Consider the following 11,380-nt stretch of genomic DNA (forward strand, 5'->3'; position numbering starts at 1 on the left):
GGAGGAACACCCAGATGACCACCACCCAGCCCGCGCCGTACGACGCGATCATGTTCGCCTCCTTCGGCGGCCCCGAGGGACAGGACGACGTGATCCCGTTCCTGCGCAACGTCACCCGCGGCCGCGGCGTGCCCGACGAGCGCCTGGAGGAGGTCGCCGGGCACTACCGCGCCCTCGGCGGCCGCTCCCCCATCAATGAGCAGAACCGCGCCATGATCTCCGCCCTGGAGACGGAGCTCGCCGGCCGCGGCATCGACCTGCCGATCTACTTCGGAAACCGCAACTGGGAGCCGTACACGGCCGACGCGATCTCCTCGCTGCACGCCGACGGCCACCGCCGCGTGCTCGCCCTGATCACCAGCGCCTACTCCTCCTACTCCGGCTGCCGCCAGTACCGTGAGGACTTCGCCCGACGGCTGGACGAGGCGGGCCTGCTGGGCGAGATGAGCATCGAGAAGTCCCGTGCCTACTTCAACCACCCCGGCTTCCTGGAGCCCGTGGTCGACGGGGTCCGCTCCGCGCTGGCCGAGCTCCAGCGCGAGGGCCACGACGCCGACCGGGTGCGGGTGCTGTTCTCGACCCACTCCATCCCGCTGGCGATGGCCGCCGCCTCCGGGCCGGCCGGTGCCGGGGCCCCTGCCGTGCCCGGCGCCGACGAGCAGGGTGCCGACGAGCAGGGGGGCTGGTACGTCGCCCAGCACCTGGCGGCCTGCCGCTACGTCATGGACCAGATCGAGGAGGACCTGCCCGGCCTTCCCGACTGGGAGCTCGTCTACCAGTCCCGCTCCGGCTCCCCGCACGTGCCGTGGCTCGAGCCCGACGTCAACGACGTCATCGAGCAGGTCGCGAGCGAGGACAGCGCCGACGCCGTGGTCGTGGTCCCGATCGGTTTCGTCAGCGACCACGTCGAGGTGATCTGGGATCTGGACACCGAGGCGAAGGAGACCGCCGAGGAGCACGGGCTCGCCTTCCGCCGCGTCGCCACCTCCGGGACCGACGAACGGTTCATCGCGGCCCTGGCCGATGTCGTCGCCGAGCACCTCGATCCCTCCCGCGAGCGCGCCGCGGTCACCGAGCTCGGGCCCGTGGACGACCTGTGCGGCCATAACTGCTGTCAGCTCCACGCCGAGCGGGCGGTCCCCGCCGAGCACAGCATCGACTCCCTCGAGGAGATCGCGGCCGAGCTGCGCGAGCGGGACAGCGCCGCGGCAGCACCGGCGGGAGCGACTCCGGCGGGAGCGGCCTCGTGAGCCTGCGTATCGGCACCCGCGCCTCCCAGCTGGCCCTGACCCAGTCCGAGCAGGTGGGCCGAGCACTCGTGGCCGGCACCGGTCACGAGCTGGAGCTGGTCCACGTCAGCACCCACGGGGACGTGGATCGCACCAGTCCGCTGGCGCAGATCGGCGGCACGGGCGTGTTCGTCACCGCCGTGCGCCAGGCGCTGCTGGACGGCGAAGTCGACGTGGTGGTCCATTCCTGCAAGGACCTCCCCACCGCACAGCCGCCGCAGATCGCCCTGGCCTGCATCCCGGCCCGGGAGGACCCGCGCGACGCGCTGTGCGCCCGCGACGGGCTCACCCTCGCGCAGCTGCCCCAGGGGGCCAAGGTCGGCACCGGTTCCCCCCGCCGCGGGGCGCAGCTGCTGCGTGCCCGCCCGGATCTCGACGTGGTCGACATCCGCGGCAATGTGGAGACCCGGCTCGCCCGGGCACTCGGGCCCGACGCGGATCTGGACGCGGTGGTGCTGGCTGCCTCCGGCCTGCAGCGCGTGGGCCGCGGCGAGGTGATCAGCGAGCTGCTGCCCGTCGAGGTGATGCTGCCCGCGCCCGCCCAGGGCGCCCTGGCGGTCGAGGTGCGGGCGCACGCAGCGGAGGTGGCAGCGGAGCCCGGCACGGACTCCTGGCTCCCCGCCGCCCTGACCGCCGTCGAGGACGGCGGCACCCGCGCCGCCATCACCGCCGAGCGCGCACTGCTGGGGTCCCTGGAGGCGGGCTGCTCCGCCCCGGTCGCCGCGTTCGCCGAGGTCACCGGGTCCTCACTGCGGCTGCGGGCCCTGGCGATCCGGCCCGACGGATCCCACGTCGTCGAGGGCGAGGCCGTCGGGGCGCTCGAGGACCCGGCCCGGCTCGGCGAGGATCTCGCCGCGGACCTGCTCGAGCGCGGAGCCGGGGAGATCCTCGCGGAGGCGAAGGCCTGATGACCCACCCGTCCCGCGGCCGTCCCGTCCTGGTCACCAGACCGGCCGGACGCGCGGACGGCCTGGTCACGCTCGTGGAGGAACTCGGTCTGACCGTCCGGCACCAGCCGCTGGTCCGCCTCGTGCTCGAGGGCGGCCCGGAGCTGACCGCGGCGCTCGACCGCCTGGCCGCCGGAGCCTTCACGCATCTGGTGGTCACCTCCCGCACCGCCGTCGAGGCGATGCTCGTCCGCAGCCCGAGCGTCACCGTCCACCCGAACACCCAGGTGGTCGCGGTCGGCGAGGGCACCGCGTCGGCTCTCACCACAGCCGGTGCCCCACCGGACCTGGTCGCCTCCGGCTCCGGCGCCGCGCTGGTGAGAGAGATCCCCGCGGCCGACGTCTCTCCCGGCGCCGCCGGTGCGGCCGGGACTGCCGGGCCCGCCACGGTCCTGTTCCCGGCCTCGGCCGCCGCCTCCCCCGTCGTGCCCGACGGCCTGCGCGCCAAGGGCTATCGGGTCGAGCAGGTCACCGTCTACCGTCCCGAGCCGGTCGAGCCGCCCGTCGAGCTCGCCCGCGCGCTGGCTGCCGGCGACGTCGGCGCGATCGTGCTGACGTCCCCGATGGCCGCCCGTCGGGCCGCGGAGCTCGGCGTCCACGCCTCGATCCCCGTCGTCACCATCGGAGATCCCACCAGTGAGGCCGCCCGCGCGGCGGGCCTCGACGTCACCCAGCAGGCCGCCGCGCCCACCGACGCGGACCTCGCCGACGCGGTGCGAGCCGTGCTGGCTCGCCCCTGACCCGCCACCGAATCCACCGCTCACGATTCCAGGAGTTCTCATGACCACCCCGTCCTCCGTCGGCCCCACCCCGATCGACCGGCCCCGCCGCCTGCGCTCGAACGCGGCCATGCGGTCGCTGGTCCGGGAGAGCACCCTGCGCCCCGCCGACCTCGTGCTGCCGATGTTCGTGCGCGAGGGCGCCACTGAGCCCACGCCCATCACCTCGATGCCCGGTGTCCAGCAGCACTCCCTGGACTCCCTGGTCGCGGCCGCCACCGAGGCGGTCGAGCGCGGCGTGGGCGGGCTCATGCTGTTCGGCGTGCCCGAGCACAAGGACGCGATCGGCTCCGGCGCCACCGACCCCAACGGCATCCTCAACCAGGCCCTGGCGCGGCTGCGCTCCGAGCTAGGCGATTCCACCGTGATCATGGCGGACCTGTGCCTGGACGAGTTCACCGACCACGGCCACTGCGGCGTGCTCGACGCCGACGGCCGGGTCGACAACGACGCCAGCCTGCTGCGCTACCGCGAGATGGCCCTCGCCCAGGCGGAGGCCGGCGCGCACCTGCTGGGGCCCTCGGGCATGATGGACGGCCAGATCGCCGCGATCCGCGAGGCGCTGGACGACGCCGGCCACCTCGAGGTGGCGCTGTACGCCTACACCGCCAAGTACGCCTCGGCGTTCTACGGGCCGTTCCGCGAGGCCGTCGACTCCACGTTGCAGGGCGATCGGCGCACCTACCAGCAGGATCCGGCCAATGGCCGTGAGGCGCTGCGCGAGCTCTCCCTCGACCTCGACGAGGGCGCTGACCTGGTGATGGTCAAGCCCGGCTTGCCCTACCTCGACGTGCTGCGCGACGTGGCCGAGCAGTCCCCGGTACCGGTGGGGACCTACCAGGTCTCCGGCGAGTACGCGATGATCGAGGCGGCTACCGCCAACGGCTGGGTGGACCGCGACCGCACCGTGCTGGAGTCGCTGCTGGCCTTCCGCCGCGCCGGCGCCTCGACCGTGCTGACCTACTACGCGAGCGAGGTCGCCGGGTGGTACCGCGACGGCCTCCCTGCCCACCTGCGCGAGTTCCTCTGAGCCGCTCACGCCGGCACCGGCACCCGTTGCCGTTCTCGCACCCGCACCCGCACCCGCACCCGTTCGAATCATTCCCCGCACCCGTCAGGAGTCCTCGATGACCACCTCCTCCCCCGTCTCCGCCGACCTCTTCGCCCGCGCCCAGAAGGTGATCGCCTCCGGCGTGAACTCGCCCGTGCGTGCCTACGGCTCCGTCGGCGGCACCCCGCCGTTCATCACCAGCGCCTCCGGTGCCCTGCTGCACGACGCCGACGGCCGCGAGTACGTCGACCTGGTCGGATCCTGGGGCCCGATGATCCTCGGCCATGCTCATGAGGGCGTCGTCGAGGCGGTGCGCGAGGCGGCCGGTCGCGGGCTCTCCTTCGGCGCCCCGCAGCCGGGCGAGGTCACGCTCGCCGAGGAGGTCGCCTCGCGGGTGGGACCGATCGAGCAGCTGCGCCTGGTCAACTCCGGCACCGAGGCGACGATGAGCGCGCTGCGGGTGGCACGGGCCGCAACCGGACGCGACGTGGTCGTGAAGTTCGCCGGCTGCTACCACGGGCACGTCGACGCCCTGCTGGCCGAGGCCGGCAGCGGCGTGGCCACATTCGCGATGCCGGGCTCGGCCGGAGTGACCGCGGCGACCGCGCGCGACACCGTGGTTCTGCCGTACGGGGACCGCGAGGCGGTGGCGGCCCTGTTCGCCGAGCGGGGCAGCGAGATCGCCGCGGTGATCACCGAGGCGGCGCCGGCGAACATGGGCGTCGTCCCGCCGCTGGAGGCCGACGGGTCCGGTTTCAACCGCTTCCTGGCCGAGACCACGCACGCGGCGGGCTCCCTGCTGATCACGGACGAGGTGCTGACCGGGTTCCGCGCGAGCCGCGAGGGCTACTACGGGATCGACGGCGAGGGCTGGGCGCCGGATCTGATGACGTTCGGCAAGGTCATCGGAGGCGGCCTGCCGGTGGGTGCCTTCGGCGGGCGCCAGGACCTGATGGAGCTGCTCTCCCCCGCCGGGCCGGTGTACCAGGCCGGCACGCTGTCGGGGAACCCGCTGGCGACGGCGGCGGGCCTGGCGACCTTCGCCGGGCTGGACGAGGCCGCCTACGAGAGGCTCGGCGCCGCATCCCGCACCCTGCAGCAGCTGGTGGCCGATGCGCTGACCACTGCCGGTGTGCCGCACGTGATCCAGACGGCCGGCACGCTGTTCTCGGTGTTCTTCCGCGAGGAGCCGGTGACGACGTACGACGATGCGAAGGCGCAGGACACCGAGGCGTTCACGCGCTTCTTCCACGCCATGCTCGAGGCGGGCGTCTACCTGCCCCCGTCGGCCTTCGAGGCCTGGTTCGTCTCGACCGCCCACACGCAGGACGTGCTGGACCGCATCGCGGAGGCTCTGCCGGGCGCGGCGAAGGCTGCGGCCGCGGTGTGAGCCGAGGGGGAACCGCGGGCGCAGGCGGGTTCAGGTACGGGGCCCGCGACCGCGGGCGGCGCGTCCGATACGTGTTCGTCGGCGGTTCCGATGCGGGCTGCGTCGGGCGTGCTCCCGCCGTCGGCCCGGGCCCTGCGTCCGCCGGTCGTCTGCGCGCTGATCATCGCTGCGCGGTGCGTTCTGCCTCGGCCTCTGCCTCGGCCTCGGCCGCCGGCCGTTCTTCGGCCGTGCTCTCCTGGTCTTCCCCGTCTTCGCTCGCTCCGCTGCCGCCTTCGCGGAGCGGACACTCCCGCCGGGAGCGCGATCCGGGATCGGGCGCGTCAAGGCCTCGGCCGTGGTCGTCCGGGTGGTACCGGTGCGGGTGGTCCAGGTGACACGGTGGCCGGGCGCGCCAGGGTCGCGTCGGACGCTGCGCACCTGCTGTTCCTTGCCGTTGCACAGCGCGCAGAGGCCCTGACCGTTCTCGAGGCAGGTGTGGCCACCGGTGGCGTGCGGGGTGATGTGGTCGGTCTGGCGGATCGGTGCGTCGCAGAACGGCCCGCGGCACGTCGCATCGCGCCACAGCACGAATCGAGCCAGGGCCTTGGGGAATGTACGGGCCACCGAATCGACCCCGACCAGTTCGCCCGTCGTGGGGTGGGTGTAGAGCCGACGGAGAACAGCCCGCAGCTCGGGACCGTCCGGGCCGAGGGCATCCCGGGCGCCCTCGCCGGGCGGGCGGAAGAGAGTCCTGAGCTCCTCGCGGATCGCCTCGGCGGGAACAGGTCCGTACCCCTCGATGCGAGCCAGGTCCCCGCTGTGCGGATGCAGCAGAGCGCGGTCGGTGATCATCACGCCGATGTCCAGCGAGTCGGACTCCATCGCACCGTCGTCGCCGAGCAGCGTGGCCACGAAGGAGTCGGCCTGGATCGCTGCATGGCCGCGTTTGTCCCCGTCGGCGCGCTGGCGTTCGGCGTCGAGGCTGAGCCGTTTGCGGATTTTGGCGGCGTCCAGCGCGGGGACGCGGGCCGAGATGGTGGCCATGCCGTGCTCGCCCCGACGCACGGTGACGTATCGCTTCTGGCGCGACGTGAGATGTCTGCGCTCCTCGCCACCGGCATCCGCTTCCTCGATCACGGCGGCGACCTCGCGTTTCCACCGCTCAGGGCCTGCGGCATCCAGATCGGGCAGCCGTTCACCGAGGTGCTCATCCACCTTCTCCCGCTGCGTCGGTGATAGGGGCGCGACGGAGGTGGCGGTGGCCTGCGCGGCCTTGGAACTGACCTGTGCCGTCGCGAGCGCCTCGAGGATGTTGGGCATGGACTCCACCAGTCGCCGGCTGGAGGCGACAGTTCGGCCCGACGTCGAGGGGGATCGGCGTGTGACCATCGAGACCTCTCGCGCCGCGGTCCGCTCCGCCTGCTTGTCGAGCACGCGGTCCGACGGGGCGGCCCCCGGCTCATTCGCCGCGTCGGCGGCAGCTTCGGCGTGACGGTCCCGCTTGAGGGAGTCCGCGAGGGCGACCACGGCGCGGGCTTCGAGAGCGTCGAGAGCGCCCGTCGCTTCATGGATCCGCCCGATCACGTCCCTGAATTCGGTCGCCGGGTGCGTCCCTGGCTCGAAGATCTCTCCCGGTTCCGTGGCGAGGGAGGAGAGCAGGTAGACGATGTCGCCGAGTTCTGTCGCGAGCCGCTGAGGACCACCTGCGCGCACGGTCTCGACCAGCCGCTCGGAGTAATCCCCGGCGGTCTGATCGCGGCCCGGCTGGCCCGGCTCGGAAGTAGTCATGCCTCCACAGTGCAGCGTTGCGGTACGGCGGAGAAGCTGTCCGCCGAGAATGTGGAGAACTTCCGTTGTGGAGGAATCGTCACCGGTGTGAGGACGGAGGCGGACCGGATCCTGCGCCAGCACGAGCCGTATAGAAGGCCATCTTCGTGATCGGCCACAAGAACGCCCTTGACGCTCCGCGTCGGCCTTTGACAGTTCATGACGGCGCACTCGACAGCGTCAGCTCGACCGCCGCACAGTGAAGGGGCGCCGTCAGCCGAGACCGGCGCATCGCTCCGTAGCTCAGCCCGGAAGAGCAGCTCCCCCATAAGGAGTGGGTCGTAGGTTCGAATCCTGCCGGAGCGTCGAGGCGTCACCCCGACCGCGCACACTGGAGGTTCCCTCCCCCGAAGGAGCCTCGCGCCGATGCGGAAGACACCGACGACCACGCACCCCGTCCTGAGCCACCTCGCGCTGCCTGTCCTGGAGCCGGCAGACGCCGCCGACCTCGCCGAGCACGGAAACTACGAGGCGCTCCGCCTCGACGGCGGCGACATCAGCGGCCGCACCCTGGCCGGAGCCACCTTCACCGAATGCGAGCTCATCGGGCTCACCGCGCACGGGACCAGCCTGCAATCGGCGCGGCTCATCGAGAGCCGGATCGAACGACTGAACGCCCCCGTGCTGAACGCCTCGCGCTCGACGTGGCGCGAGGTCGAGCTGAGCGGCTCCCGGATCGGCGCGCTCGACATCTACGACGCGGGCATCCATTCGACCCGCATCGCCGGCAGCAAACTCGACTGGATCAACCTGCGCTCCTCGATGCTCGAGGACGTCCTGTTCGAGGACTGCACGATCGAGGAGCTCGACCTCACCGGCGTCACCGCCACCCGCATCGCCTTCGTCAACTGCCGCGCCGGCAGCCTCGCCCTCGCCCACGCCCGCCTGCGCGACGTGGACCTGCGCGGCCTGGAGATGGGCCCGATCAGCAACCTCGAGGGGATGGCCGGCGCGACGATCGATGACGCCCAGCTGACCGCGCTCGCTCCGGCCTTCGCGGCGCATGTCGGGGTGCGGGTCGAATAGCCGGCGGCCGGCGGCACGGGACCGGCCTCAATCGCCCAGACGATGCCTCAGCGCGGCGCGCACGCCTGGCCACTCGCCTGCCAGGATCGAGTAGACGACCGTGTGGCGAACCGTGCCGTCGGGCAGGATCCGATGCGCGCGCAGGATGCCCTCCTGCTGGGCGCCGAGCCGCTCCACCGCCCGTCGCGAGGCGTGGTTGAGGTGGTGGACGCGGAACTCGACGCGCAGACACCCGAGCGTGTCGAAGGCGTGTGTGAGCAGGAGCAGCTTCATCTCGGCGTTGACCCCGGTGCGGTGGGCGGAGCCCGCCAGGTAGGTGTTGCCGATCTCCAGGCCGCGGTCGGCCAGGGCCAGGTTCATGAAGGTGGTCAGTCCCAGCACCCGCCCGTCGGCCGGCCGTACCACCGCCCAGGCGAGGCGGCGGCCGGCGTCGACGTCCCCGCGCAGGGAGGCGACCGAGGCGTCGACCTCGGCGGGTGCGGGGATGTGCGGCGCATAGGGCAGGCGCCAGATCTCCCCGTCGGCCACCGCCGCGCGCAGGCCGTCCGCATGCTCCTCGGCGAGCGGCTCGAGCCGCACCCGCTCTCCGGTCAGCATGACCGGCTCCCGCGCGGCCAGCGGCGTGGTGGGCACCGCCCGGGTCGAGGATGCGCTCACCCGTGCTGCTCGATGGCCATCTCGTAGTACCGCAGCAGGTCGTCCGACGCGTTCTCCCACGAGAACTTCTCCGCCTCGGCGCGGGCGGCCTCGCGGATGGTGCCGCGAAGGCCCGGATCCGAGAGCCGGCTCAGCGCCGCGTCCAGGCTCTCCTCGTTCCCGGAGTCGAACAGCAGGCCGTTGACGCCGTCGGTGACCTGCTCCATCGTCGGCCCGGAGCGGGCGGCGACCACCGGCAGCCCCGAGGCCATCCCCTCGAGGATCACCAGCCCCAGGGTTTCGGTGACCGAGGGGAACACGAACGCGTCGGCGCTGGCGAAGGCCGAGGCAAGCTCCTCCCCCTCCATGAAGCCGGGGAACAGCGTCGAGGTGCCGGCGAAGAGGTTCTCCAGCTCGCTGCGGTAGGGCCCGTCGCCGATGATCGCGAGCGCCACGTCGTCCCGGCGCTCCATCATCGGCCGCAGCGTGTGGATCTCCTTCTCCGCGGCCAGACGGCCGACGAACACCAGCAGCTTCTTCTCCGGGTGGCCCTGCGTGAGCCGCTCCCGCATCGCCCCGGAGGCGAAGCCGGGATGGAAGGTCCGGGTGTCCACACCGCGGCGCACCACGTGCAGGTTCGCCAGGCCCTTCTCGGCGAGCTCGGCCCGCATCGACTCGGAGGTCGCCAGGTTGATGTCGGCCAGGGCGTGGTTGCGCTTGATCTGCCACCACACGGCCGGCTTGCCCCAGGACCACGCCCGGTACAGATCCAGATAGCGCGGGATGTGGGTGTGGTAGCTGGCCACCAGCGGAATCCGCTGGCGATGGGCGGCGTAGGCCCCCGAGGAGGCCAGCAGGATCGGCTGGGCCGCGTGGACCACGTCCGGGTGGAAGCCACGGATGATGCCGTCCACGTTGGGGCTGGGCAGGGTGAACCGCCGGTGCTTGTAGAACGGCAGCGTCACCGGACGGATGCCCACCACCCGGGCCCCGTGGTGCTTGGTGACCCCGAGGTCCGGGGCGACGACCATGACCTCGTGCCCGTGGTCGACGAACCGCTCGACGGCGTGGCGCAGGCGCGTGACCACGCCGTCGACGGACGGCAGGAACGTCTCCGTGACGATCGCGATCTTCACGGTCGCCGCGTCACTTCCAGGTCACGGTGGGCATGACCAGCTCGCGCTTGACCCGGTCGGTGTTGTTCTGGGCGACCTTGAGGACCTCGACGAGGTGCTCGTCGGTCAGCAGGTGGGGCTCCAGCCCCAGGTCCAGCAGGTTGGTGTTGGTCGCGTTGTAGTAGTGGTCGTACTTCTCCACGCGCGGGTTCTCGGTGGTCGCGAGGTTCGCCTCCAGGCCCAGGTCGCGGGCGACCTTCTGGACCTTCTCGGCCAGCTCCTTGACCGAGAACTGCTCGGTGAACTGGTTGTAGACGCGGAACTCGCCGCGGTCGGCCGGGTTCTCGCAGGCGATCTCGATGCAGCGCACGGTGTCCTGGATGTCCAGGTAGCCGCGGGTCTGGCTGCCGTTGCCGTAGACGGTGAGGTCGTGGCCGATGGCCGCCTGGATGATGAAGCGGTTCAGGGCCGTGCCGAAGACCGCGTCGTAGTCGAAGCGGTTGACCAGGCGCGGGTCCAGGCGGGTCTCGTCGGTCTCCAGGCCGTAGACGACGCCCTGGTTCAGGTCCGTGGCGCGGATGCCCCAGATGCGGCAGGCGAACATGATGTTGTCGCTGTCGTGGACCTTGGTGAGGTGGTAGAACGAGCCGGGCTGCTTGGGGAAGGGCAGACGGTCCGTGCGGCCCTTGTGCTCGATCTCGATCCAGCCCTCCTCGATGTCGATGTTGGGCTGGCCGTACTCCCCCATCGTGCCGAGCTTGACGAGGTGGCAGTCCGGGGCGTGGTCCTTGATGGCCCACAGCACGTTCAGGGTGCCCTCGACGTTGTTGCGGTGGTTCTCGATCGCGTGCTCACGGTCGATCATCGAGTACGGGGCGCTGCGGTGCTCGGCGAAGTGCACGAAGGACTCGGGCTGGATGTCCTCGAACAGCGAGGTCACCGCGTCGTAGTCGGTGAGGTCGGCGATCCGGACCGCGATGTCCTTGCCGGAGACCTCCTTCCAGGCCGCCACCCGCTCCTCGAGGGAGAGGATCGGGGTCATGGAGTTCGATCCCAGCTCCTCGTCGATCTCGCGACGCACCAGGTTATCCACGATCGTGACGTCGTGACCCTTCTGCGACAGGTACAGGGCAGTGGGCCAGCCACAGAATCCGTCTCCACCGGCGACGACGATCTTCATCTCGAGAGTCCTCCAAAAGGTCCAGGTCCCGGCCTGCGGATGGGGTCCGCATCCGGATGGTGCAACAGCGAGTCGGCTCTAAACGTAGCCGAGGACGCAGGCCGCTCAAAGACGGCCGCCGCCCGCGGTGAACAGCCGGGGAACAGGCCGTGACGAACGCG

At 71.7% G+C, this 11,380-nt stretch carries 10 protein-coding genes and 1 tRNA gene; 7 read left to right on the forward strand and 4 right to left on the reverse strand.

The window, feature by feature from the left end:
- Nucleotides 1–14: 14 nt before the first annotated feature.
- From AC5020_RS03750 to hemL, 5 genes are all read left to right on the forward strand, one after another.
- Complete coding sequence (locus AC5020_RS03750; RefSeq protein WP_464987280.1) at nucleotides 15–1,250, forward strand: ferrochelatase; 1,236 nt, start codon at nucleotides 15–17, stop codon at nucleotides 1,248–1,250.
- Nucleotides 1,247–2,197, forward strand: a complete 951-nt coding sequence (gene hemC, locus AC5020_RS03755) for a hydroxymethylbilane synthase (RefSeq protein ID WP_464987281.1) — start codon at nucleotides 1,247–1,249, stop codon at nucleotides 2,195–2,197. The genes AC5020_RS03750 and hemC overlap by 4 nt, the downstream gene beginning before the upstream one ends.
- A complete protein-coding gene (locus AC5020_RS03760) occupies nucleotides 2,197–2,976 on the forward strand; it encodes a uroporphyrinogen-III synthase (protein ID WP_464987282.1) in 780 nt (259 codons plus the stop codon). Before hemC ends, AC5020_RS03760 begins: the two co-directional genes overlap by 1 nt.
- 40 nt (nucleotides 2,977–3,016) lie before the next feature.
- The gene (gene hemB / locus AC5020_RS03765; protein ID WP_464987283.1) at nucleotides 3,017–4,045 is read left to right on the forward strand and encodes a porphobilinogen synthase; all 1,029 of its coding nucleotides are present in this window, start codon (nucleotides 3,017–3,019) and stop codon (nucleotides 4,043–4,045) included.
- A 97-nt stretch (nucleotides 4,046–4,142) separates the two neighbouring features.
- The gene (gene hemL, locus AC5020_RS03770) at nucleotides 4,143–5,456 is read left to right on the forward strand and encodes a glutamate-1-semialdehyde 2,1-aminomutase (protein ID WP_464987284.1); all 1,314 of its coding nucleotides are present in this window, start codon (nucleotides 4,143–4,145) and stop codon (nucleotides 5,454–5,456) included.
- A 30-nt stretch (nucleotides 5,457–5,486) separates the two neighbouring features.
- Here the strand turns inward: hemL and AC5020_RS03775 are convergent, their stop codons facing one another.
- Nucleotides 5,487–7,223 (reverse strand): HNH endonuclease, encoded by a 1,737-nt coding sequence (locus tag AC5020_RS03775; RefSeq protein WP_464987285.1) that lies wholly within the window; start codon nucleotides 7,221–7,223, stop codon nucleotides 5,487–5,489.
- A 271-nt stretch (nucleotides 7,224–7,494) separates the two neighbouring features.
- Here AC5020_RS03775 and AC5020_RS03780 point away from each other — a divergent pair.
- Together AC5020_RS03780 and AC5020_RS03785 are read left to right on the forward strand one after the other, a co-directional pair.
- Nucleotides 7,495–7,568 (forward strand) — tRNA-Met (locus AC5020_RS03780).
- A 60-nt stretch (nucleotides 7,569–7,628) separates the two neighbouring features.
- Nucleotides 7,629–8,288, forward strand: coding sequence for a pentapeptide repeat-containing protein (locus AC5020_RS03785; protein WP_464987286.1), 660 nt, complete (start codon nucleotides 7,629–7,631; stop codon nucleotides 8,286–8,288).
- A 27-nt stretch (nucleotides 8,289–8,315) separates the two neighbouring features.
- On the opposite strand, the gene AC5020_RS03790 is transcribed toward AC5020_RS03785, so the two are convergent.
- The 3 genes from AC5020_RS03790 to AC5020_RS03800 are packed head-to-tail and all read right to left on the reverse strand — an operon-like array spanning nucleotide 8,316 to nucleotide 11,219.
- Nucleotides 8,316–8,945, reverse strand: a complete 630-nt coding sequence (locus AC5020_RS03790) for a GNAT family N-acetyltransferase (RefSeq protein ID WP_464987287.1) — start codon at nucleotides 8,943–8,945, stop codon at nucleotides 8,316–8,318.
- On the reverse strand, nucleotides 8,942–10,060 hold the full coding sequence (locus AC5020_RS03795; protein WP_464987288.1) for a glycosyltransferase family 4 protein: 1,119 nt from the start codon (nucleotides 10,058–10,060) through the stop codon (nucleotides 8,942–8,944). Before AC5020_RS03795 ends, AC5020_RS03790 begins: the two co-directional genes overlap by 4 nt.
- 10 nt (nucleotides 10,061–10,070) lie before the next feature.
- Nucleotides 10,071–11,219: an NAD-dependent epimerase/dehydratase family protein gene (locus AC5020_RS03800; protein ID WP_377018372.1), complete on the reverse strand. Its 1,149-nt coding sequence runs from the start codon at nucleotides 11,217–11,219 to the stop codon at nucleotides 10,071–10,073.
- Nucleotides 11,220–11,380: the final 161 nt, after the last annotated feature.

The sequence above is a fragment of the Brachybacterium sp. SYSU DS0246 genome (assembly GCF_059391765.1).

Bases quoted from the DNA above. Each gene is read 5' to 3' on its own strand.
- AC5020_RS03750 (WP_464987280.1), top strand. From the start codon at position 15: ATGACCACCACCCAGCCCGCGCCGTACGACGCGATCATGTTCGCCTCC.
- AC5020_RS03760 (WP_464987282.1), top strand. From the start codon at position 2,197: ATGACCCACCCGTCCCGCGGCCGTCCCGTCCTGGTCACCAGACCGGCC.
- hemB (WP_464987283.1), top strand. From the start codon at position 3,017: ATGACCACCCCGTCCTCCGTCGGCCCCACCCCGATCGACCGGCCCCGC.
- hemL (WP_464987284.1), top strand. From the start codon at position 4,143: ATGACCACCTCCTCCCCCGTCTCCGCCGACCTCTTCGCCCGCGCCCAG.
- AC5020_RS03775 (WP_464987285.1), bottom strand. From the start codon at position 7,223: ATGACTACTTCCGAGCCGGGCCAGCCGGGCCGCGATCAGACCGCCGGG.
- AC5020_RS03785 (WP_464987286.1), top strand. From the start codon at position 7,629: ATGCGGAAGACACCGACGACCACGCACCCCGTCCTGAGCCACCTCGCG.
- AC5020_RS03800 (WP_377018372.1), bottom strand. From the start codon at position 11,219: ATGAAGATCGTCGTCGCCGGTGGAGACGGATTCTGTGGCTGGCCCACT.